The 22,208-nt window shown below is 61.1% G+C and carries 25 protein-coding genes; 15 read left to right on the plus strand and 10 right to left on the minus strand.

Annotated elements, in window-relative coordinates; all coding sequences use genetic code 11:
• Positions 1-18 precede the first annotated feature (18 nt).
• The gene (locus D6B98_RS04095; RefSeq protein WP_126255623.1) at positions 19-549 is read left to right on the plus strand and encodes a GcrA family cell cycle regulator; all 531 of its coding nucleotides are present in this window, start codon (positions 19-21) and stop codon (positions 547-549) included.
• A 42-nt stretch (positions 550-591) separates the two neighbouring features.
• Positions 592-1,167, plus strand: a complete 576-nt coding sequence (locus tag D6B98_RS04100) for a hypothetical protein (protein ID WP_126255624.1) — start codon at positions 592-594, stop codon at positions 1,165-1,167.
• 14 nt (positions 1,168-1,181) lie between these two features.
• Here D6B98_RS04100 and D6B98_RS04105 read toward each other — a convergent pair whose 3' ends face one another.
• Positions 1,182-1,538, minus strand: a complete 357-nt coding sequence (locus D6B98_RS04105) for a hypothetical protein (RefSeq protein WP_126255625.1) — start codon at positions 1,536-1,538, stop codon at positions 1,182-1,184.
• 644 nt (positions 1,539-2,182) lie between these two features.
• On the opposite strand from D6B98_RS04105, the gene D6B98_RS04110 reads away from it, so the two are divergent.
• Positions 2,183-2,368, plus strand: a complete 186-nt coding sequence (locus D6B98_RS04110; RefSeq protein WP_007601490.1) for a hypothetical protein — start codon at positions 2,183-2,185, stop codon at positions 2,366-2,368.
• A 124-nt stretch (positions 2,369-2,492) separates the two neighbouring features.
• Positions 2,493-2,834, plus strand: coding sequence for a phasin (locus D6B98_RS04115; protein ID WP_126255626.1), 342 nt, complete (start codon positions 2,493-2,495; stop codon positions 2,832-2,834).
• A gap of 291 nt (positions 2,835-3,125) precedes the next feature.
• Here D6B98_RS04115 and D6B98_RS04120 read toward each other — a convergent pair whose 3' ends face one another.
• The 3 genes from D6B98_RS04120 to D6B98_RS04130 all read right to left on the minus strand — a co-directional run bounded on the left by D6B98_RS04120 (position 3,126) and on the right by D6B98_RS04130 (position 6,511).
• Positions 3,126-3,443, minus strand: a complete 318-nt coding sequence (locus D6B98_RS04120) for a c-type cytochrome (protein ID WP_126255627.1) — start codon at positions 3,441-3,443, stop codon at positions 3,126-3,128.
• A 284-nt stretch (positions 3,444-3,727) separates the two neighbouring features.
• Positions 3,728-4,558 carry an alpha/beta hydrolase gene (locus D6B98_RS04125; RefSeq protein WP_126255628.1) on the minus strand — a complete coding sequence of 277 codons (831 nt, stop codon included), beginning with the start codon at positions 4,556-4,558 and terminating at the stop codon, positions 3,728-3,730.
• 156 nt (positions 4,559-4,714) lie between these two features.
• Positions 4,715-6,511, minus strand: a complete 1,797-nt coding sequence (locus D6B98_RS04130) for a ShlB/FhaC/HecB family hemolysin secretion/activation protein (protein WP_126255629.1) — start codon at positions 6,509-6,511, stop codon at positions 4,715-4,717.
• 130 nt (positions 6,512-6,641) lie between these two features.
• Here D6B98_RS04130 and D6B98_RS04135 point away from each other — a divergent pair, with 130 nt between their 5' ends.
• Positions 6,642-7,856 carry a FecR domain-containing protein gene (locus tag D6B98_RS04135; RefSeq protein WP_126255630.1) on the plus strand — a complete coding sequence of 405 codons (1,215 nt, stop codon included), beginning with the start codon at positions 6,642-6,644 and terminating at the stop codon, positions 7,854-7,856.
• A gap of 59 nt (positions 7,857-7,915) precedes the next feature.
• Complete coding sequence (locus tag D6B98_RS04140; RefSeq protein WP_126255631.1) at positions 7,916-10,657, plus strand: EAL domain-containing protein; 2,742 nt, start codon at positions 7,916-7,918, stop codon at positions 10,655-10,657.
• 33 nt (positions 10,658-10,690) lie between these two features.
• Here D6B98_RS04140 and D6B98_RS04145 read toward each other — a convergent pair whose 3' ends face one another.
• On the minus strand, positions 10,691-10,951 hold the full coding sequence (locus tag D6B98_RS04145) for a hypothetical protein (RefSeq protein WP_126255632.1): 261 nt from the start codon (positions 10,949-10,951) through the stop codon (positions 10,691-10,693).
• Between the two features lie 250 nt (positions 10,952-11,201).
• On the opposite strand from D6B98_RS04145, the gene rocF reads away from it, so the two are divergent.
• The gene (gene rocF / locus D6B98_RS04150; RefSeq protein ID WP_126255633.1) at positions 11,202-12,179 is read left to right on the plus strand and encodes an arginase; all 978 of its coding nucleotides are present in this window, start codon (positions 11,202-11,204) and stop codon (positions 12,177-12,179) included.
• Between the two features lie 110 nt (positions 12,180-12,289).
• Here the strand turns inward: rocF and D6B98_RS41880 are convergent, their stop codons facing one another.
• Both D6B98_RS41880 and D6B98_RS04160 read right to left on the minus strand, forming a co-directional pair.
• Positions 12,290-12,478, minus strand: coding sequence for a heme-binding protein (locus D6B98_RS41880; protein WP_164718366.1), 189 nt, complete (start codon positions 12,476-12,478; stop codon positions 12,290-12,292).
• 121 nt (positions 12,479-12,599) lie between these two features.
• Positions 12,600-12,986 carry a nuclear transport factor 2 family protein gene (locus tag D6B98_RS04160; RefSeq protein ID WP_126255635.1) on the minus strand — a complete coding sequence of 129 codons (387 nt, stop codon included), beginning with the start codon at positions 12,984-12,986 and terminating at the stop codon, positions 12,600-12,602.
• A gap of 353 nt (positions 12,987-13,339) precedes the next feature.
• On the opposite strand from D6B98_RS04160, the gene D6B98_RS04165 reads away from it, so the two are divergent.
• The 6 genes from D6B98_RS04165 to D6B98_RS04195 all read left to right on the plus strand — a co-directional run bounded on the left by D6B98_RS04165 (position 13,340) and on the right by D6B98_RS04195 (position 17,636).
• Positions 13,340-13,750 (plus strand): hypothetical protein, encoded by a 411-nt coding sequence (locus D6B98_RS04165; RefSeq protein WP_245481236.1) that lies wholly within the window; start codon positions 13,340-13,342, stop codon positions 13,748-13,750.
• Positions 13,751-14,067: 317 nt separating this feature from the next.
• Positions 14,068-14,562 carry a dodecin family protein gene (locus D6B98_RS41370; RefSeq protein ID WP_283810146.1) on the plus strand — a complete coding sequence of 165 codons (495 nt, stop codon included), beginning with the start codon at positions 14,068-14,070 and terminating at the stop codon, positions 14,560-14,562.
• A gap of 154 nt (positions 14,563-14,716) precedes the next feature.
• Entirely contained in the window at positions 14,717-15,028 is a 312-nt protein-coding gene (locus tag D6B98_RS04180; RefSeq protein WP_126255637.1) for a hypothetical protein, read from the plus strand.
• 99 nt (positions 15,029-15,127) lie between these two features.
• Entirely contained in the window at positions 15,128-15,319 is a 192-nt protein-coding gene (locus D6B98_RS40495) for a hypothetical protein (RefSeq protein ID WP_205680446.1), read from the plus strand.
• Between the two features lie 39 nt (positions 15,320-15,358).
• The gene (locus D6B98_RS04190; RefSeq protein ID WP_126255638.1) at positions 15,359-15,685 is read left to right on the plus strand and encodes a GcrA family cell cycle regulator; all 327 of its coding nucleotides are present in this window, start codon (positions 15,359-15,361) and stop codon (positions 15,683-15,685) included.
• 415 nt (positions 15,686-16,100) lie between these two features.
• On the plus strand, positions 16,101-17,636 hold the full coding sequence (locus D6B98_RS04195) for a PAS domain S-box protein (protein WP_126255639.1): 1,536 nt from the start codon (positions 16,101-16,103) through the stop codon (positions 17,634-17,636).
• Positions 17,637-17,972: 336 nt separating this feature from the next.
• On the opposite strand, the gene D6B98_RS04200 is transcribed toward D6B98_RS04195, so the two are convergent.
• A complete protein-coding gene (locus D6B98_RS04200) occupies positions 17,973-18,320 on the minus strand; it encodes a DUF3551 domain-containing protein (protein WP_349644810.1) in 348 nt (115 codons plus the stop codon).
• A 353-nt stretch (positions 18,321-18,673) separates the two neighbouring features.
• The gene (locus tag D6B98_RS39685; protein ID WP_164718367.1) at positions 18,674-18,820 is read right to left on the minus strand and encodes a hypothetical protein; all 147 of its coding nucleotides are present in this window, start codon (positions 18,818-18,820) and stop codon (positions 18,674-18,676) included.
• Positions 18,821-19,927: 1,107 nt separating this feature from the next.
• On the opposite strand from D6B98_RS39685, the gene D6B98_RS04205 reads away from it, so the two are divergent.
• On the plus strand, positions 19,928-21,469 hold the full coding sequence (locus tag D6B98_RS04205; protein WP_245481237.1) for an OpgC domain-containing protein: 1,542 nt from the start codon (positions 19,928-19,930) through the stop codon (positions 21,467-21,469).
• Positions 21,470-21,594: 125 nt separating this feature from the next.
• Here D6B98_RS04205 and D6B98_RS39690 read toward each other — a convergent pair whose 3' ends face one another.
• Entirely contained in the window at positions 21,595-21,765 is a 171-nt protein-coding gene (locus tag D6B98_RS39690; RefSeq protein WP_164718368.1) for a hypothetical protein, read from the minus strand.
• A gap of 222 nt (positions 21,766-21,987) precedes the next feature.
• Between D6B98_RS39690 and D6B98_RS04210 the strand changes: the two genes are divergently transcribed.
• Positions 21,988-22,155, plus strand: a complete 168-nt coding sequence (locus tag D6B98_RS04210; protein ID WP_126255640.1) for an addiction module antidote protein — start codon at positions 21,988-21,990, stop codon at positions 22,153-22,155.
• The last annotated feature ends 53 nt before the right edge of the window (positions 22,156-22,208 follow it).

The raw sequence follows: 22,208 nt of genomic DNA on the forward strand, positions 1-22,208 counted from the left end.
GCATCACAGGACAGCATCATGGAACCGGGCCATTGGCCGTCGGAGCACTCCGACGCGCTTCGCGACTATTTTCGCAAGGGCATGTCTTATGCGGAGATCGGAAGACAGATTAATGCAAGGTTTGGAACGGCTTATACCCGCAATGCGGTGATCGGCCGCGCCAAGCGGCTCGGGCTCGTCATCCCGGAATGGATAACGAGCCCGTCGATCACGCCATATTTGCCTGGTGAGGCTCCGGTTTCGCCGCGCCGCGCCGTGTTACCGAACCTGAACGTGCCGCCGAAGTCCGCAATGAAGCCGGCGGCGCCGGTGAAGTTGCGCTGCGTCGGCGTTCAGCCGCGCCTGATCCAACTGGTCGAGCTCGAGCCGGCCGATTGCCGCTATCCCTATGGCGGCGACAAGGACGGGGAGGAGATTGCCTTCTGTGGTCATCCCTGCCGGCCAGGTTCCAGCTATTGCGCGCCGCATGCGCGCCTGACGCGCCGCTCCGGTGCGGCATCCGCGCGCGCCACCGGTCCCGTCGTGCTGAGGCTGGTCTCCGCTGCCTGAGCTCCCACCCGTTTCATCGTCCATTTCGCAAGGAGTATCCGAGTGGCTCGTGTCCGACGCAACAAGTCCTACAAATTGGCCCAGATCTACGACCGGCGGTCCCGCGAGGTACCGTTCAACGCCGAAGTGGCGGAGGTCGAGATCGACAATCCGCTGGCGCTCGATTCTGGTGAGAAGATCCTGGCCATCCGCTCGATCCGCGGCGATCCGCTGGGGCGGCTGCACGCACACCACCAGATCGACGAGGCGCAATATCGCGGCGGGCGTGCCTTCCAGAATGATTGGGAGAGGGCGGAGCGGGGGCCTCAGGCGGTGGACCCGACCCGGGAATATGTCGACGGCACGCGCACGCGCGACCCCGTCACCGAGAGCCAGCGCCAGGCGGTGTTGCGGTTGAACCGGGTCGAGCGCGAGCTTGGCACCGACGGCGCCGCGCTGGTGCACGACGTGCTGATCCTGGGCCTCACCATGGATCAGGTCGGCGCGCGTCGCGCCGTTCGGGCGCAGCGCTGGAACGACTATTTTGCGCGGCGCTTTCGCGAATGTCTGGACCGGCTGGCGCTGGTCTATGGCTTTGCGACAGAAACGAGCGCCCGGCGGGCGGAGCGGCGCGGGTGAAGACAGTCGGTCGCTTATGGATGTGGTACGATCTTATAAGGCGTCGTGTACGGCTCGACGCGCAGCGAGGCATTGGCCAGAAGCCCGATCTTGGCGGTCGGCGCCTGCTGCAATTCACCGTTCGGGCCGCGATGCACGTTGTACTGCCATACGGTGAGATCGCCCTTCTGCGCGAGCGCGTGCGCAACCGCGCTCGCATCATTGCCCCCGAGCCCGTGGAGCTCCTCCGCCGATAACCCGATCACGATTTCGTCCTTGATGGTGATGATCTTGAACAGGTTCATCTTGGTCTCCTGCGCCCATGCGCCTTGTATCGAGAGGGTGAAAAGCGCGACCGCGGCGCCCTTGATGAGATCGCAGCGAGAAATCATGTCGTCATCCTTGGTGCTGAGGCGCGCCCGAATCGAAGAGTCTCAGCCATGGCGCCCGTAATCTGCGTGGCCGTGTCGCAACGGCTTGGTCGCTCGCTTATGGACAATGGTTCATAGGCGGACATCCGGACCGACGAGCGACAGCGCGCCGAGATCGGGACGCTGGAGATCAGCTTTCGAGGTCGAGGTTCATTTGCCGCCGATACAACCGCTGGGCCAGACTCAACAATTACGTGTACGCGCCGAGAAGCGCTCGTATGCAGCCAATGTGCATTCATGTCGGAAACGAGCCGAAACGTTGGGCCCATTGACAGCGGTCGAGGCTGTGTTGCGTGATAGATGCCGCTTCTTGACGCAGGTGGGTGACGGCGGTCGATATTCCTGTTATCCGGAATTGCCGTGCTGCGATGCAGATGAAGCATCTCTGCACCCACTGTCGGACTTGCCGGGCGGGTTGTTCCTTGGCATAGTTACAACCAGATGGTTGAGCGTTGTTGGACATGTCGTTCGGCGTGCCAGCCGGCCGGGGCCACCCGGCCGACAGTTCGTCGCCATAGGTCTGTTGTGGCGGCTTGCTGCGGCGTCTTGTTGCGGCGTTCGGTCTCGAGCGGATCACGAAGGCCGACGCTTGTCATAGGTGCGAGATGAAGAACCTCAATTTCGCGGCTGAGTTGCACCTCAAGCTCGGCGCGCCCGCAAGCGGCACGGTCGAAAGTCTGCGCTTGCTCCGCGCGTTCCTTAAGCTCGCGCCGCGACAGCGTTTCGAGGTGATCAAGCTGGTCGAAGACCTCGCCACCGAAGAAGCCCTTCCCGAGCACCCCTTGTCCTGAGTCCGGCCCGTCTCTTCGCTTTCCTGCCCTCGCCGGGCCCCGGCGAGGTTTCCCCGCGGCTGGCCGCTGGAAGGCGATCCGGCAAGTGTGGTATTCAGTCGGGAAAACGGGAGGAGTGCGAACCATGATCGAACCGAAGCTTGAAGTTCCGGCCGAACTGCGCGACCTGGCCGAGAAGACGATTGATCAGGCCGAAAAAGCGTTCGGCATGTTTTTCGAAGCCGCTAGCAAGTCAATGACGTCAGTTCCAGGTGCGGGGACGGAGGTGTCGAAGCAGGCGTTGAATTTCACTGAGCAGAATATGAAGTCGGCTTTCGAGCATGCGCGCAAGCTGGTCCACGCTACCGACCTTCAGGAAGCGATGCGAATCCAGTCCGATTTCCTGCGCAGCCAGTTCACCAGTGCTGGAGATCACATGCGCCAGATGACCGGCAGTCTTATGCAATCGGGCAAGGGCAAGTCCTGATCCTCGACCTGTGCGCAGAGTGCCCACAAATTGAACTTGCGTGGCACGGCGATCCGCATTTCGATGCTGACGCAGATCCATGACGGGCCACCGAATGACCTTGTTCGCCGTCCGTCATCTCTTCTGCTGATCCCTGTCGGTCCTCCGGCAGGGATTTTTATGTGTGGCAGGTCCCGTGCTCGGCGCGCCACCAAAGCGCGATGAGATCAGGAAGATCGTCATCGTGCTTTGGGGGTATTGTTTGAGCATGATCTTTTCGGAAAGCCGCTCCGCGCTTTTCCGGATCATGCATTAGCGCAGCGATGCGATGTAGGCCGCGATGTCGCCCGCTTCGGTCCGGCTCAAGGGGAAGTTCGGCATCTTCGGGTGCGGATCGAGCAGGAAGAAGGCGAGTCTCTCCGGACTGAAATCTGGCCTGCGCGCGACAGAGGCAAAGGAAGGGACGTCGGCGCTCGCCTGGGTCTGGCCGTTGGCGACGATATGGCAGCTTGCGCACCAGCGCTTGGCGAGGTCCGCACCGTGGCCGGCATCGGCTGCGAGCGCGGGCGACGTGCCGATGCTCGAGGTTACGGCAAGCAACAGGCAGATTCGTCTCAAATGCTGGTGCATCGGGCAACCTTCATGCGTTCCGTCCGCCATGCCTATCCGCAGCACGATCCCGGAAATTGCGAGAGATCAATGCGGGCGATGATCGACCGCAGCAGCTTGCGAACCGAACGATAGAGATGCCGTGCGACTGCCGGCATTCTCGCCGCCGGCAGGCTCAGGCTTCCTGCATCGAGACCCTTCGTATCAAGACTTTCGATGGAATGCGACACCTGTCTCTCCGAGGCCATGTGGTTTTCTATCCTGCCGTCTCGGAGCCGCCTTGATCTGCCGCAAAGCTTTCCCGGCTAATAGTCGCCCGGATTCATGATCATCGGGCTTTTCGTATCGGCCGGCGCGAGCGCGCTGCTGGCGCTCTCACGCAGAAAGCGGTCAAGCGTCTCCTGGATCTTCTCCTTGACCGAGTTGGGGCCGCGATCGCTCATTTCCGTGTGCTGCGCGCCGGTGTGGACGATGGCGATGCCGCGCGCCTTGGCTTCTTCCGGCGTCGGCAGCACGCCGGGATCGGTCACGAAATGCGGGTCCTTCGACCGGAACGACAGGATCTTCATGCCGTCACTGACCACGAAGGGCACCCGCAGATTGTCGAGCGTGATCACCTTCGACACCAGCTCCGGGTGCTGATGGGCGACATACATGGAGACATCGCCGCCGTTCGAGTGGCCGACGAGGGTGATGTGGTCGTAATCGACGTTCTCGTGCTGCCTCTTCAGTTTATCCAGCACGAAGAGAATGTTCGCCTCGCAGCGGATATAGACCTCATGCCGGCCGACATATTGCTGACCGGCAAGGGTCATCAGCGGCGGGTCGCTCGGCAGGTCCTGCTGGATGCTGGCAACCAGATAGCCGCGCGCGGCGAGCGCATTGGCGAGGAAGGAATATTCGGTGGCCTTGACGGTATTGCCGTTACTGATGATGGCAAGCGGGAGTTTCCAGAGGGCGAGATTGGCCTTGGTCTCGTAATCGCGCCGCACCGCCAGTTCGACCGAGATCGGTCGCTGCCGCGAGGCGTCGAACAGCGCCAAAGTCTCATGGCGGATCGCGAACCGGCTGACGACGAGATATTCCCCGACGCCGAGGACGCAGAGAAACGCCAGGACCGCAAACACCTTCTTCATGGCTTCGTCTCAAATCACGTTCGGCTGAACATGGTCATTGGGAACTCTCCGATCGAGCGATCGTGAGCAGGTTACGGGATTAAATTTAGGCAACTCTGTGAGCAAGGCCGCAATGGCCCCGTATGCCGGGGGCCACTTGCGCAAACGACCGGGCGGCTAGAGACAGCCCGACCTGCCGCGTTCGGGGCAGAGCCGGAGTGCGCTCGACAATGTGAACAGAAGGCGGGGGCTGCGGCGTTCGTTGTCCGGCGCCCGGTAGCTCAACGGCACGGCCACGCCAAGATCGGCCTGGAGATCGTTTGGCAGGAAGAAGCGGACACCGGCTCCGGCCGATGTGAGCGACAGGCCTTCGCTCAAACGGTAGCCGTCGTTCCAGACGGCGCCGGCGTCGCCAAAGGCATAGAGCTGATAGCCGGTCCAGTAGCGGAAATTGAGCTTCTGATCGAAGCGCAGCTCGAGCGAGCCGGCGAGGCCGTTGTCGCCGCTGATCTCGGCTGCGCCGTAACCCCGGCCGAAGGCCACACCGCCGAGATAGAACTGCTGCGAGGTGAACAGCGGCCGCGACGCTGTCTGGCTCGCCGCCGCGAGCTTGAGTGACCAGGCATCGTTGAGCGTCTGGTAGCGCGTGTACCAGAGGTTCAGCACCGAGAAGTTCGAGGAGGCGCCGTTGCGCGACAACAGATCGTCGTCGAAGTGCGAGGCGCCGAAGACGTCCAGGCCCTGGCGATAGGTCAGCGTCGCGAAACTGGTGCCGCCGAATGGATCCTGCAGCCGATAGTCGGCGGTCAGGCTCGCCGTTCTGATGTGGTCGTTGTACCACGGGCCGTAAACGTCGTGCTCGGATACATTGCTGAAGGTCGTCGCCGCGGTCAACGTGAGCGTCGAGGATTGCGATTGCAGCGGAACGACGCTGGCGCGCAGCTCGAAGGCCTCAGTCGTCGTGATGTCGCTGTCGAGGCGGCGGGCATCGCCTGGTCGGACCGCGCTGTAGAGGACGGAAGCGCCGAGACGTACGCCCTCGACGCCGACGGGCGCGTCATAGGATAGCCGCGCAAAGCCGAGCTGGCGAGGATCGTTGGCAATGGTCGACAGGTTGACGGCCAGCGTGTCTCCGGGCGTGAGGTAGGAGTTGAACGCGCCGGTGGCGTAGGTCTGCCACGGGCCCACCGAAGATGATCCGAGGTTGTCCAGGCCGAACGAGGAGAAGACGTGCCAGGTCTTCAAGTAGACGGTGAGACGGAAGCGGCCGGAGCCGCTGCCGATTTCCTCCAGCGCGCTGTCGGTGATCCGAACGCCCGGCCTGGCGTTGATGAGGAAGAGCTGGCGTTCGAGTGTCGGGAGGCGCGACGGCTGCTCGGTGAGAACCGGCTCGAGCATCGGCCTGACGCCGAACTGCTCGGCGCCGTCGCCTTTCAGTTCGACCTGCACGATGGCGCCTTCGATCACCTGGATCCGGACCCGGCCGTCGGCAATGTCCTGCGGCGGCACGATCGCCCGGCTGAGATGGAAACCGTCGGTGCGGTAGAGATCGCTGATCGCGCCGGCGATCCCGGCGAGATCCGCCTGCGAGACCTTCTTGCCGAGGTAGGTCTGATAGACTGAGGCAATGCGATCGCGGGAGACGGCGTGGGCGCCGCTGACGTTTACGCCGCGCAGGACGAATTGCGGCTTGGTATCGCCGCCGGCGTTGGGTTGGCCAACCGTCGGCAGGCTGACCGGCGGGCGGCTCAACTTTTCCCGTTCGGTTTGGTTTTCAAAATATTTCTCGGGCTGGCGCGGATCGAAGCCCGGCTGGTTCGCCTGCTGTGCGAACGCTTGGAGACCTCCGGCCAAAATCGGGACCAACGAGGCCAATGCGGTAATGAGATGCCGCTTCCCGACGCGCGCGGCGAAACTTTCTCCGTAGTTCGACGGAGGAATCGTCGCCGGGCGGAAAAGGTTCGTTAGCTGCATGATTTTTCATAGTTTTTTATGGTCAATGATTGGTTAATGGCGCCGCTCCACTGGCCGCTTCCTGCTAATCCTCTCTTGAGTGATTTCGGATACCCCTCAGATCTGGCTGTAACGCGGACTGAGGATCGTCATGCTCGGCAGAATTGGAATGCGGTGTGCCCTCGTGGTGGCGCTGACGCTTGGAACGGCTTCCGGCGCGTTCGCGGCGGAGGATGGCGTCTGGTCGATCAGCAAGGCCACCGGTGAGGTGTGGGTCGCAACCGACGGCGCGCAACAGGTCGCGCTGAACCAGGAAGAGACGCTCAAGCCCGGCAATACCATCCGCACCGGCCGCACCGGCCGGGTGCTGCTGGTCCGCGGCGAGGAAACGATCCTGATCTCCCCGAACTCTGTGGTCGGCTTGCCGGCCGAGAAGAAGGACGGACTCTCGACCACCATCATCCAGCAGGCGGGTTCGATCCTGCTCGAAGTCGAGAAGCGCAACGTCAAGCACTTCGAGGTCGAGACGCCCTATCTCGCCGCCGTGGTCAAGGGAACCCAGTTCAGCGTCACGGTGGAGGCGGGCAGCACCAAGGTCGGCGTGCTCCGCGGCCAGGTCGAGGTCTCCGACTTCAGGACGGGACAGATTGCCCAGGTCATGAAGGGACAGGCCGCAACCGTCTCTGAGCACGGCAAGCCCGGCCTCAGGCTGAGCGGTGCGGGGACGTTCAACCCGATCGAGCACGGCAAGCCGCGCACTCCGACGATCGAGCGTGTGCCCGTGCCGAAATCAGGCCTGTCCGCGCCGCGCAATGCGGCGAACGGCCATGCCATCCACGCGCTCGGTCCGATCGACAAGGGGACCAAGGTTGCCGGGGCGCCGAAGCAATCGCATCAGGCGGCAGGAGGTCATGTTTCCAAGGCCGGAATCGTGCGCATCTCGAGCTCGCTCGGCGAGGTCAAGCTGAACTTCCACAAGGTCACGCGTGGGCTTGCCCACGGCACCGTTGCTCCCGGCCAGGTGCGCAACGCGAACGCCAACGCCGGTACCGAGACGGTCTGGAGCGAGGGCAAGACCGGCACCGCCGCGTCCAACACCGCAGCCCAGACGGCATTGACGAGCAACGGTGCGGCAGCTTCCGTCAGTAACAGCGCGTCGAACCCGGGCGCCGCGATCGCCGCGGCCGCCAGCAACGGAAACGCCGGCGGCAACGGCAATTCCGGCAATGGCAACAACGGCAATGGCGGCGGCAATAACGGCAACAATGGTGCCACCGGCAACGGCAAGGGCAACAATGGCAACGGCAATGGGAATAGCGGCGGCAATGGCAGCAATGGCCACGGTCACGCCTACGGCAGACGCTGAGGCGATTTCCTAGGGGATGAGGGGCGTACCCGCAGAAGCGGGGACGGGGGAGGATCGGAGTGAAACGCTATCGGCCGCATATTCTGGTTGTGATCGCGCTTGCGATCGTGCTGTCCACGGGATGGCATGGCGCACTTCGCAACGCGCTCACCGATCTGCGGTTCACCTGGCAGTCGCGTGACGCCAGCGGCAAGGTGGTGGTGGTGGCCATCGACGCACCATCCATCGATCAGATTGGCGTGTGGCCCTGGCCGCGCCGGCTTCACGCCGACCTGTTGAAGAGACTCGAGGCGGCCGGCGCGGGGGACATCGCGTTCGATGTCGATTTCAGCACGCCGTCGGATCCGGCTTCCGACGAGGCTTTCGTCAAGGCCCTTCGCAATGCCGGCGGCTCGACGATCCTGCCGTCCTTCAAGCAGCCGACGCCAAATGGTGGCGCGGCGCACGTCAATCGTCCGCTGAAGCCGTTCGGCAACCAGTCGTGGCCGGCGGTCGTGAACGTCGCAATCGAATCCGACGGGCTCGTTCGCCGCTATCCGTTCGGCGAGAAGCTCGGCGATGTCGTGGTGCCGTCGATGGCCGTGGTGCTGGCCGGGCAGGACGTCAATCGGCGGCCGCCTTTCCTGATCGATTTCAGCATTCGTGCAGCTTCTATTCCGACCGTCTCCTACGTCAACGTGTTGCGCGGCGATGCCGCGACTCTCGACGGTCTGAAGGACAAGAAGGTCATCGTCGGGGCCACTGCGCTCGAGCTTGGCGATCGCTTCAGCGTTCCCAACGGCAGGATCGTCTCGGGGCCGGTGCTCCAGGCCCTGGCCGCGGAATCCATCCTTCAGGGCCGGATGCTGCGCTGGACCTCCGATACCGGCATGATCCTGGGCTTGGGCCTGATCACTCTGCTGATGATGTATTCGTGGCGGCGCCTCGCACCAGGGATTCGCGTCGCGGTCCTCGTCGCCGCCGGCGCGGCCATCGAGCTGGCCGCGGCCCTGGTGCAGGCAAGATGGCCCCTCGTCATCGACACATCGCTTTTTCACATTGCCATCGTCGCCTATCTGACCGCGATTGCGCTGGACGAAATCGATTTCCGTGGGCTGCTGGGGCGCATCGCCGAGAGCCGCTTTCACCGTATCGCGATGTCGCTTGGCGACGGTCTCGTCTGCACCGACGAGAATCACCGGATCACGGTTTGGAATCCGGGCGCGAGCGCGATCTTCGGCTACATGCCGGCCGAGATGATCGGCCGCCCGTTCGAAACGCTGTGCGCTGTGCCGGTCGACGGCGATGTCAGACCGTCCATGCACGACGCCGCGCGCCAGGCGCTGCTGGTTCCTGGCGGAGCGGTGGTCGTCGAGTTCGAGGGCCGGCGCAAGACTGGTGAAACCTTCCCCGTCGAGGCGAGCTTCTCGGGCTGGCAGGGAACGGACGGCTTTCAATACGGCGCGATCCTGCGCGATATCTCGGTCCGCAAGCGCGAAGCTGAACGTATTCAATATCTGGCCGAACATGACGTGCTGACGGGCCTTGCCAACCGGAACATGCTGCACGCGAGCCTTAGCGACCTGATCGCCGCGGCGGAGCGCCGGTCGTCCGGCGTTGCTCTGCTCGTGCTCGGGCTCGACGGCTTCCAACAGATCAACGACATGCTCGGGCACTCGTCCGGCGATCTCGTGCTGTGCGCGGTCGCCGAGCGGCTCCGCGCCGAAGTCGATGGCAAGGCAATCGTCGCCCGGCTCAGTGGGGACGAATTCGCCATCGCGCTCGATTGCGCTGATATCGGCGAACCGGTCGCGGCGTTCGCCGAGCGCATCGCGCAGGCCTTTGAAGCCCCCCTCGCGACCGGCACCCGGCAGCACCGCATCAGGATAAGCGTTGGCGTCGCCGTCTATCCGGAGGGCGGGCAAACGGCCGACGATCTCCTGAGCAACGGCCATCTCGCGCTGAGCCGCGCCAAGGCGACGCGGCGCGGCGGCCATGTTCTGTTCGAAACCGCAATCAGGCAGGAGCTGGAGAACCGGTTGACGCTGGAGAGCGAGCTGGCGCTTGCTGCGGATCGCGGCGAGTTCGAGCTGTTCTATCAGCCGCAGGTTCGCCTGATCGACGGCAGCCTGGTCGGAGCCGAAGCGCTCATCCGCTGGCGACATCCGGTGCGCGGCTACGTCTCGCCAGCCGAATTCATGCCGGTGGTCAACACGTCGGCCCTGTCCGAGCGGATCGCGAACTGGGTGATGGAGACGGCCTGCCGTCAGGCGCGAGCCTGGGAATTGTCCGGCAACAACGTGCGCGTCGCCATCAACCTCTCGCCCTCGCAACTGCAATCCGGCGATCTCGCGCATGCGGTTGCAGCACTGCTCGAGGTGACCGGGCTGACGTCGTCGCTTCTCGAAATCGAAGTCACCGAAGACATCCTGCTCCATGACGAGCGCCGCGTGCTTGCCATGTTCAAGCGGATTCAGGACCTCGGCGTCCGGGTCGTGTTCGATGATTTCGGCACCGGTTACGCAAGCCTGAGCTATCTGAAGAAGTTTCCGCTCGACGGGCTCAAGATCGACCGGTCGTTCGTGTTTGGTCTGCTTGCCAATTCCGACGATGCCGCGATCGTCGGCTCGACCATTGGCCTCAGCAAGCAGCTCGGCCTCACGGTCGTGGCCGAAGGCATCGAGAACCGCGCCACGGCCGACTTCCTGGTCGGCATGGGATGCGAGGAAGGGCAGGGCTATTTCTTCGGACGTCCGATGCCTGCCGAGGCGTTCGAGAGGCAATTTCTGACGGCCGAGCTGGACGCGGTCACCGCTGCCTGAGCAGGACGGTTTGGCCGAGCAGGCGGCTCGGCTCTAGCGCCGCCGTGCGACCGCGACGCCAAAGAGGAAAGCCACGAACAGGCTGGCAAGCGGCGCTTCACGCGTGATCGCCGCGACCGTCGCGAGGGCTCCGCCGGGCTTGCGCGATTCCTCAATTGTCGAGGTGAAACGATCGACGGCCGCGTGCAGGCCGCCCGCGACCTCACCGATAGTGCGGGAGACATCCGCTGCCGTATCGATGGCACGCTCGGCCATGCCGGGTTGGGACGTGGATTCCGGTATCTCCGTGCTCAAGTGCGCGACCTCCAAGCCTGATGGCGGAGGCCGGCACCTTTGGCTATCCGCGCGAGCGCTTGTTTTGAACAGCGGGTCTGACGACCTTTGGCTATCCGCGACAGGCGCCGTCATTTAACGGCGGGTGCCGGCCTTGGATGGGCAATTCGGCGCTCGGGCTTTTGTTCCTCCCGAAGCGAAGCGCCCCCGTGAAACGACGGATGCGAATCTCTGTTAGGCTGGATCAACCTTGTCGACTGAGGAGGCGGCCGTGACCGATCGGACCATGACGGATCGAGCCCGGCGCATCGCCTTGCTCGGCGCGCCCATCGATATGGGCGCATCGCAGCGCGGCACCTTGATGGGGCCTGCGGCGCTGCGGACCGCGGGCCTTGCGACATTGCTCGAAAGCCTGGATTTCGAGGTCGTCGACTACGGCGATCTTTCCGCAAGCGAAGTCCGGGACCTCACCGACAGGCCGCCGGAGCGAGCCAATCACTACCGCGAGATCCAGCGCTGGACACGGGTTCTGAGCCGCAAAGGCCATGAGATCGCGAAGACCGGTGCGCTGCCGATCTTCCTGGGCGGCGATCACACGCTGTCCATGGGATCGGTCAATGCGATGGCGCGCCACTGGCAGGAGCGGGGCAGGGAGCTGTTCGTGCTCTGGCTCGATGCCCATGCCGATTACAACACGCCGGAGACGACGATCACCGCGAACATGCACGGCATGTCGGCCGCGTTTCTGTGCGGTGAGCCCGGCCTCGACGGCCTGCTCGGCGGCGATCCGCGCGCGTCAATCCATCCGGACAGGCTCGACCTGTTTGGCGCGCGTTCGATCGACAAGCTGGAAAAGGAGTTGATGCGCGCGCGCCGGATCAGGGTCGTCGACATGCGCCAGATCGACGAGTTCGGCGTCGCCGTGTTGATCCGGCGCGTCATCGAGCGGGTCAAGGCGAGCAACGGCGTGCTGCATGTCAGCTTCGACGTCGATTTCCTCGATCCCTGCGTGGCGCCGGGCGTCGGCACCACGGTGCCTGGTGGTGCGACCTATCGGGAGGCGCACCTGATCATGGAGCTATTGCACGATTCCGGCGCGGTCGGATCAGTCGACATCGTCGAGCTCAATCCCTTCCTGGATGAACGCGGCCGGACGGCGCGCACGGCTGTCGAGCTGATCGGCAGCCTGTTCGGCCAGCAGATCACCGACCGGCCGACGCCGAGCAACGCGATCGCTCCGGGCGAGTGAAGCGGCGGCTGACCGAGACGGTGAGTTTCGAAGCGGAAGTTGCTTGGCCAGCCTATTGAATGACGTCGGCCCAGCGGCGAAATTTCTACCGGGCGGGCGGCTCTTATCACTCAGCGACGATTGAGTGCATCAACGCCGGCCTGACAGACGACGGCGTCCTGCGCTCCAGTCCCACCGCTGCAACCGATCGCACCGACGAGTTTGCCTTCAAGGATAATTGGCAGGCCGCCAGGTGAGCCCACTAGAGTGCGGTCGAGTGTCATCACGTAGTTATGACCGGTCTCGGTGAGATCGAACATGATCTTGGTGCCACAGCGGTCGAAGTGAGCACGGCGCCGCGTCCGGTCTGCCGCCGATAGCCAACAATACGATGTTCTCAGCATTGTTCGGTCAAGGGTCCACATTCGGACATGTGCGTCGTTAAGCTGACGGAGGTCCTTCAACAATCTTCCAATACGAGTCCTTGCGGATCACCTCGCCCGCGCGAAAAGTGTAAAAGTCACATCCTCGGACTTCGATCTTTTTTCCCTCGCCTGTAGTGCCCGTTAGCGTCCATTTTGAAATGCCCGTGTTTGCCATCGTATCCACAAAATGTTCGGCGTCGCCGTAGTGAACATCCGGTAAGCCTGCAAAGCGCGTCGCGAGCCCGTCTCGTACCTTGCGTTTGCCCTCGAAGCGAGAGCCCCAAGGCTCGCTGCCCCTCGGCATCTCCAAGACACAATCGTCAGCAAAGAACTCCATGATGGAATCCAAGTCGTGCGCGTTGAACGATTCACACAGCGCCATCAATTTCGATCGAATGTCCATCCTTCCCTCCATCGAGTTCTCGAAAGGGCTACAATAACACAAAGGCACCAGGTGAGTTGAAGGACCGATTGAACGTCTGGTCGATGTCGCCTTCGGGTCACAGGCCGACTTCCGAACCGACTTGAGCTAGGTCGGCTTATCTCCTGAAGGCAGACATAGCGGCCCCGTCAGCGAACGGCGGCAACGGACCATAAGCGGGCGCGGCAAAAATATGCCAACGCATGCCCGGGCAAATGTTGCTGGTCCACGCCTGGGCGGAGTTCGAGTTGCGCCCGGCGAGCCAGAAAGTCCTTGACGGAATGCCATGGATTTCTTTCGGTCGGAAGTAGTTGTGCGATGGACGGAGCCGACCCGTGGGATTGTTTCTGAGACTTGTGCTCGCAACCGCTTTCGTGAACGTTCCTCCAGCCGGCGCCCAGGCGAAGGGAGCCGTTGCTTCTCCTGCCTTGCAGAAGGAATTCGATGGCTTCATGGAGAAGTTTCGCGCGGCGCTGAGGACGAACGACTCCGCCGCCGTCGCTGGTATGACCCGATTGCCGTTCATGAACCACAGCGAAATTCGCGACGCCGCGCAATTTCGGGCCAAGACCTATCGAACCTCGTTCACGGCGAAAAATCGCGCGTGTATCCAGCGCGGCAAGGCGGTTTACGATCGTGATCCAGAGAAGAATGACAATTACCTCATCTTTTGCGGCGAACTCATCTTCGTCTTTACCAAGACGCCGGCAGGGTTCCTTTTTACAGACATCGGCGTGAATGACTGACCAGGCAACGGGGTGTCGCTTGTCAATGCCGCTCGGCGGCGTGCCTTCGCTTGGAGGGTTCGCGCATCGGTCGGAACATTCGAGAAGTTGGCCGAATTTGAAGTCTGCTGGCAGTTCTGCTCTGCGGACAGGCATTCGCAACACTGTCGCGTCATTTGTCATGGACGGCACTATTTGATGCGCTGAGGCGGATCGAGCGCGATGTAGTCGAAGGAGAACGACGGCTCGCTGAGCAAGAAACGGCTCCTCTCTCAAAGCTCCCCCTGAAGGTCTCCGAACCAGGGAAATGTTGCCGTCTCGCCGGAGGGCAAGGCGACATGCGGGATATTATTCTATCAGCAGCAGCCCCGCTTCTTGTCGCCGTCGAACATGCTTGTGGCGTCGGACAACCGCTTCCGCTCGACGAGCCGTGGCTGGAAATGGAAATCGACATCGAGCGAGAAAACGAGGTCCCTCGGCTTCGAATAAGCCCACAATTGAGCACGGGAAAAGTGACAGCCTATCAGACCCTTTTCCGCAGCATCCCTCCGACACGAGGTATCGGTGTCGGGACTCCAGATGCTAGATTTCCGGCCTCTACCGAACAGGAGGACGTCATGCCCGATAGCGTCTACAAGGTCATTGAACTGATCGGCACCAGCACCGACTCGTGGGAGAAGGCGGCTGCCAATGCGGTCGAGCAAGCCGCTAAATCTCTGCGGGATCTTCGCATTGCAGAGGTCGTCAAGCTCGATATGCAACTAGATGACAAGGGAAAGGTCGAGGCCTATCGCGCCAAGCTCAACGTGTCGTTCAAGTTCGAGGGCACCTGAGCCTCAAGCACCTCGCCCTCGCGGGCGAGGATGGCTCGTTGGAAAAGTGCGTTGCACGGATGCCGGGCGCTGTGGCCTATCCCGGAAGTTGGCACTGGTCCGACCGGGGCGGATGTGCTCTGATGCGAGAGAGCGTATGGTGCGTGGTGGCCCCATGTACATGATCATTCGCAAGTACACGAAGGTTCGTTCGGTTGCGGACGCCGCTCGTCGCGCCAAGAGCGGCGTCGGTGAGATCCTGAGGCAATCGCAGGGATTTAGATCTTACCATGTGTTGGATGCGGGCGACGGCGTCGGTATCGCGGTGATGTTATTCGATGACCGCGAAAGCGCCAACGCAGCGAACGCCAAGATACTGGCGTTTGTTCAGGCAAGTCTGCATGACCTCGATCTTGGGGTTCCCGAAATAATCAGCGGCGAGCTATTGGTGGACATAGAGTCTGATGGATCTTCCGGCATAAAGTAGCGTCGCCATTCCATGACGGGTGCTGCCCTTGCTCTGGATCTACGCGTGCCGCCGCTCAGGAACATCCGACCGCGGGGGCTTTCGAGGAGCAGCAACGACATGAAGCAACACACTTTCGAAGCATTTTCCATCACGGCGGCCTGCTGGACATCGCTCGTCCTTATGGGCACCGCGGAGCCGCCAAGAGATCCTGATGAAGATGAAGAGGAAGAAGATGAGGAGAACGAAGACGACGACGAGGAGGATGACGCAGACGAACCGGCGGTCGTGCGCGAGCCGGACGAAGACTAGATTGACGCGTGCTTGGCAATCGGCGCTATAATATCCTCCATGGGCTGGGATGCGAAAGACATTGGGCTCCTCACCAGGCTCTGGTCCTCAGGGCAGAGCGCGGCGCAGATTGCGCGTCGGCTCGGATGCAGTCGTAATGCGGTCTGCGGGATGCTGACTCGTCAGGGACTGAAGCGAGGCCACAAGCCGCCCACGGCAAGGCCCAAGATAAGGCCGTCCCCGAAGCTGAAGCCGACGTCGGCAGCTTGCACCCGTCCAGTCGCAAAGAAGGTGTCGCGGAAAGCACCTGAGAGGCAGCAGCCCAAGCAATTCAGCAAGCAGCAGCTTTACGAGATCCTGGCTGAGGCGGTCAAAAATACCGGCTAAGAGTTCACCGCGAACGCTGTTGCGCTGCAGTCGGTGTCTGGCCCGGCTCGTCGGTTTCGGAGGTGGTGCACTTTGTTCGTCTGCTTCGCATGTCTGCTATGGGTCAACATGCGAGTCGATGCCGCGCGGCACGAGATGGGTCCGCCTCACACGCTAGCGTTGACGGAACCGGGATTCCAGCTCGCCGCGTTTCGGGTTGGGACCGTCACAGCCATATGGCTATAGAGAAGCCTTGTATCCGGGGGTATAGTCCTCAGAAGGCATACTCCCGATCGATCTTGGGTGCTGCAGCTTCGACCCGCCGGGGCATTTAGCCATCGCCGGCGCTATTTGCGACTCCGGGGCGAAAGACGGGCCCGTAACCCGGTACGAGAAATCTGTCGATTGATCCATCGCGCGTGAGCAAGAGGTCATCATGCAACATCCGATTCAAGCGCCGTCGGTCGCGCTCGATTCGAATGAGCGCAAGCGCCCCGAGGAGGCACTGCGCGAGAGCGAGGAGCGCTTTCGCACCCTGGTGCAGTTCTCCTTTGATGTGTACTGGGAAACGGACGCGCAGCATCGATTCATCCGCCAGGAGTTCGCTGAGACTCTTCCCGAGCCGCCGGTCTCCGAGATCGGCAGGACACGATGGGAGGTCCCGTATCTGGAGCCCGATGCAGATGGCTGGCGCAAGCACCGGGAGATACTCGACGCCCACCTCCCGTTTCGCGATTTCGAGCTCGCGCGGCCGACGCCCGACGGCGGCAAGCGCTATATTTCCGTCTCTGGGCTCCCCATCTTTGACGAGATGGGGAACTTCGTGGGCTATCGCGGTGTGGGGCGCCACGTCACGGAGCGAAAGCGAGCCGAACAGGCGCTGATCGAGAGCGAGGCCCGTTTCCGTACCTTCGTGGACCACGCGACCGATACGTTCATGCTCCACAGTGAAGATGGTCGCGTTCTCGACGTGAACCGGAATGCCTGCGAAAGTCTCGGCTACAGCCGGGCTGAACTGGTTGGGGCAACTGGGGCCCTGTTCGATCTGGAGATGGATGAAGCGACTTGGCGGAGCAACCGCGAGCGCCTGAAGGCTGGCGGCATCGCTACGCTCGAGAGGCGCTATTGCCGAAAGGACGGCACTGTGTTTCCCGTCGAAGTCCGCATGCGGGAATTCTGCGAAGGCGGCCAGTCACGAATCATTCGTTTGAGCCGCGACATTACGGAACGCAAGCGAACCGCCGAGACGTTCCGCGAGATGCAGGCTGAACTAACACACGCCAATCGCGCGGCGGCAATGGGCCAGGTCACGGCTTCGGTCACACACGAATTGAGCCAACCAATCACTGCGATGTTCTGCAACGCAGAGGCCGCACTGAACTGGCTAGGATCGCCATCTCCGAATTTGGAAAAGGCACGGCAGGCGCTCGCATCCATTGTCGCAGAAGCCAAGCGAGGCGGCGAGATCATCAGTTGGATCCGTTCCTTGATCAAGAAGGCTCCGGCGCCGCAGGAGAGCGTCGATGTCAACAGTGCAATCCTGGACGTGATCACCATAGCCCGTAGCGAGCTGTTCAAACATGATGTCTTGATCGAGACCGACCTCGCTCCGGGCTTGCCGCTCGTGAAGGGCTATCGCGTTCAGCTGCAACAGGTTGTTCTCAATCTGATCCTCAACGCGATCGAGGCAATGGACGTCCTCGACGTTGGCGGACGGAAGCTGCGGATCAGCTCGGCTGCAGATGCCTCGAATCTCGTTGTTGTCAGCGTACGGGATACCGGACCCGGACTTGACGTGGCAATCGTTGACCGCCTGTTCGAGCCCTTCTACACAACCAAGCCGAACGGGACCGGCATGGGCTTGTCGATTTGCCAATCGATCATCGAGGCGCACGGAGGACGACTTTGGACTGGTGCGAATGAACCGCGGGGGGCCGTGTTTCAGTTCAGCCTGCCTTCGGAACAGGGGTGATCCACATTCTTTCAGGAGCGGGCGTTGCGCAGGCTGGAGTTCACGGCCTCAAACGCATCCTCGCTGCGGATTGACCACGATCGGCTCATCGCCTGTAAGCGCACGTGTCACTCTCTGCAAAAACATCGCGTTAATGCGGAGGCCCAGCGTGCTCACTCGTCACATGACGACTGGGTGGCAAGTCCACTCCCGGTCAAAATGCGAACAGCTCAACCTGAGAAAATCTTGTTCGCCAAGCCTCAACAAGCGGACCTCGTGGAGCGATGCTGCCACTTCGCCGAAGGGCCAAAAGCGGAAGCCAGGCATGATCGTACGGTCAGAGCCCCACTGCACGACTCACGGTCTCGGCGCGCATCGGCGTCCCCGAGAGTCACATGCTGTCGGGCCCGGCGCCGGCTGCTGGAATCTCACGCGCGGATTGATATCGCAATAGGTGGTCCACCGTCCGGACGCCGAAGCCAGGCACTGCTCTCTCGTCTCATACATGCACTCGGGAGCGGCGGCATGGCCACCGAAGACGCACCAGGGATAGTCACGGCCGGCCTCTGCTGCTGAAGAAAATCCCATCAGCAGGACCCCGATAAGCAAAGCTAGTCGCATTCGACCCTCCATCATGTAAAGCCGACGGATTATAGAACATGTCGAAAGCAAGTGGAGCATCAAAAGGCCACCCGTAGCCGACATCCATTAGACAATTCTGGCGCTTGGTTTGGACACTCTCGGATGTCCGTTCGCCCCTCACCAGCCAAAGTGGACATGGTCGGAGGTCGCCCAAGGGCCAACAGGCGCATTCTAGATGAGGGAAGCCGCCAACCGAGGCGGTCTTACTCTTCTTCCGATTTCACCGTATCCGCAAGGCTCTCAAGCTGGTGCCCTAGCGCTATCCAGCTCCGTGAAATGTTCATAAGCAGGGCAGACCGGCGGGCTGAATTTTTCGGATCAGCTCCTAGCATTTTGTATTCCGCAGCGTAGGCTCTGCATTGTTCGATTGACGGCATTTGCGCTGCTCCACGTGGCCAGCCTTAGGAACGAGATTCTCAAGAACCCCTTCTTCTGATCTCATCCTCGATTTCTTTAATAAGCTTGAGGATTTCGGGACCATCCATGTCCCCAAGCGCGGTGCTCTTAAGGCGCTCAACGGTGGTCAGCTCGGTCTTTGAAGAAGGTCCGTTGTCGTTTTCCATCACTGTCCTCCATTCCGTAGGACGCGTCGCCCCCAGGCAATCGGGAAGAGTTGGCATATGCTGTCTTTGCAGGATGGTCAATTTTGCTCACATTCAACGGGCAGACCGATTCCGCGGGCCGCTCTGCATGTCGCCTGATATCGACGTTCATCGACGTGCCCATTCAACAAGGTAAGGAAACACGTTTCCTGGTCATCCACTCCCTTCAAAGACAGCCAGAGTCCGTTAAGGGTCAACACTGCCCGTTTCGGCGCTGGACGGTCAGGTCCGTCTACTACCAACTTCGGAAATGGCCGGACAACGCTCAGAGAGTCGCGAACGGCCAGAAAGAAATATTTCTGTCACCTGAGCTCGTCTCGTGCGCCGCTGCCCTTCGATGCCACACCGGTTGTGTGAAACCTCCGCGCGTTCATAATTCGTGTGTTGCGTTCGCCATTGATGAGATCATGCTCTTCCAACTGAATAGGTCTGTGTGCCGGCATCTAGTACGTTGCCAGGCAACGCACTGACACTCAAGATTTCAGCCGAGCTGACCCGGCTCCAAACGGTATCAGTCAGTCCCATCTTGGCATCTTTTCGCGATGTTTGTGCCGCTGCTTGCACCGGACTGTCACTGCTGCGGCAACTTCGCTGTCCACCAATCATCTGAGTCAGGGCTCAGTCCCAGGCGGTAGCAGCAATCAGCTTGTTCACGAGAGACAATACTTCGTTGGATTTCTCGGGCCCCACGCGTCGTCAATGTCTCGATATCGGAAAGGGAGATATGAAGCGATCGCCTATTCTCTCATTTCTTTCTCTTTTTCTCTTTCTCTTTTTCGTTCTTTCACTTTTCTGTCGCGAGTTTTGCAGTCCTATGGATTGTTCTAGATGCTGAGCTGCATTTCTGAAAGGCCGCAGCCACAAGAGCCATGTCACCCGAGGTCATTCGATAACTATTAGTCCGGACGCGCAAGGCTATGAGGCGGAGTTTCCAGTCTCGGTTTGCAGTGGAATCGCTTTTGCCCAAAGTAACGAATAGCTCGCCATTGAGCGTTCAGCACCCGCGAAATCGCCTCTATTTGCCAGCTGCTATCCGCCATCCCGGCGCGTCCTCGCCAACGAGCGAGGATGATCATGACAAGCACCCGGTCACGACGTGAAACCATAGAGTTCGAGCACCCCTTCAGGATCACAAGCTTCGAGCGAATATTACCGGCTGGCTCGTATGAAGTGGTTAGCGATGAAGAGTTGATGGAAGGAATACATGAACTATCGCTCCCATCCTTTCGGCCCATCGCCACTATGATATTGTTGCCCGCACCCCGCGGCTCTTTCGTCGAGATGGTGGCTATCAGTTCGATCGACCTGTCTGATGCCCGGGAGCCGATGCGATCGTGTTCCGTTGAGCACGTGTCTGTCGATCTCGACAAGAATCGGACAGCGCTGAACATTGTCGTTCGCCAGAAGCTGGCGGAGATCGAACGAAATACGAAGGCGTTGCGCGGTCTGCCTCCGCAGCCTAGACCCGAGTTGCTCGCGGCGCCTGCGAGACCGTTGGGTGGCGCGGCGCCGGAGCTGAAAGGGCCAGGCCGCGACCGACGGATCGATGCTTGCCGCGGCCTCGCGCTCTGGTGCATCTTTCTGAATCATTTTCCCAATAACGCCGGAAGCTGGCTAACGCTGCGGAACTACGGCTTCAGCGATAGCGCGGAAATGTTCATGTTCGTGTCCGGCGTGACCTGCGCGCTGGCTTACGGCAGTGCATATGCGCGCGACGGTTGGCCCGGCGTCGTCACACGTACGCTGCGGCGAAGCTGGGATATTTACGCAGCATTTCTGCTGCTAACGGTGGCTTGCGCCGTTATGGTTTACCTGAGCGGTGGTGACCGGCTCGCGGATGAGAGCAACACGCGCCTTTTGCTTGAGTATCCCGGTGCGGCTTTGGCGCATGCGGCGATCCTGCAATACCGTCCCGTCAATACCGACATCCTGCCGATCTTCGTGGTCTATCATCTTTTGTTCGCACCCCTGTTGTGGTTGCTGTTGCGAGTGCCGAACACGGCACTCGGCGCGTCGCTGTTGCTTTATGCAATGGTGCACGTCTTCGGTTGGGTCGTCCCGGCATGGCCCGACAAGGTGTGGTTCTTCAACCCGCTGGCATGGCAGTTACTGGTCGTGCTCGGCGCTTGGTATGTCATTGCGGGCAAGCGAATTTGGCCTCTTATGAGCTGTCGCGTGATGCTGGTATTTGCAGTTCTCTATCTGACTCTTAGTCTGGTCGTCGCGTTGAGTTGGTGGGTCACCGCCCTGCAAGATCTGGTCCCACCAGCGTTCGCCAAGGTGATTTACGAAGTCGACAAATCGAATCTCGCTCCCTTGCGGCTGCTGCATTTCTTGGCGCTTGCGCTCTTGGCGGTATGGCTAGTACCTCGCGATTGGCGGGCACTGCCGATGCCGCTGGTGCGCGCAGCGATCCTCTGTGGTGAGAATTCGCTGGCAATCTATTGCATCGGCGTTCTGCTGGCGCTCGCCAGCCAAATAGTACTGGTCGGCATTTCGAGTGGTTTTGCGATGCAGATCGCGCTCAGCCTCGCTGGCATTCTGCTGATGATTGCGGCCGCAGCGCTGCTGGACTCCATCCGGATAAAGCCCAGGCGTCAGCCGCGATGACTTGGAGAGTTGGAGGGTCGCAGCACTTGTCCTTGGCAATGCTCCAGTAGGCATTCGTCTTAACGACAGGGGTTTAGATTCATTGGTCTCACTCCGGCACGCTCACACTGGCAACTGAGGCGGCCTCAGTCGTTCCAGATGCGTTCGCCGCATTCGCATTCGAACAGGTGGATGAGGTTCCCGGTTTCCATGTTCAGGATCGCGCTAACTAGCACCAGCTGCTTGTCGCAGAGACGACATTTCCGGTCCGAATTATTTTCGATTTCTGCGATCTTCTCTGCGCGGAGCAGATCCATTTTAAAGTCCCCCTCAAAACAGGACCGATGCTACTCCATGAGCTCCGCAATTGGATCATACAGAGGTATACTTGCCGGTGCTTCGACACCACCAAAGAGATCGGAGCAGACAGGCAATCGGTTCTGCGAACCTAGGCCCGCGTCGCTTCCGGGTCATGAGCCGCCGACCACACTCGTTGCAGGCTTCCGCTTTGTATTGGCCGACGTAGGAGTTTGAGACTCATGACCCCGCTTTGTAACGAAGCCATCGGCACTGTGGCACGCGCTCGTGGGATGGCTGCCTTGGCCAAGGATGCCGGCCTTTCCAGTGAAAACCTCTACAAAGCACTCAGTTCAGAAAGCCACCCAGAGTTGAGCAGCGTTATGAAAGCTGAACTCACCAGGCGTTGAGCTTCATGCTGAACCGAAGGCACAAAAGTCGCCTGAGCGCCATCCAAGAATCC

Origin of the sequence: Bradyrhizobium sp. LVM 105, assembly GCF_003957705.1 — a bacterium.
GTDB lineage: Bacteria > Pseudomonadota > Alphaproteobacteria > Rhizobiales > Xanthobacteraceae > Bradyrhizobium > Bradyrhizobium frederickii.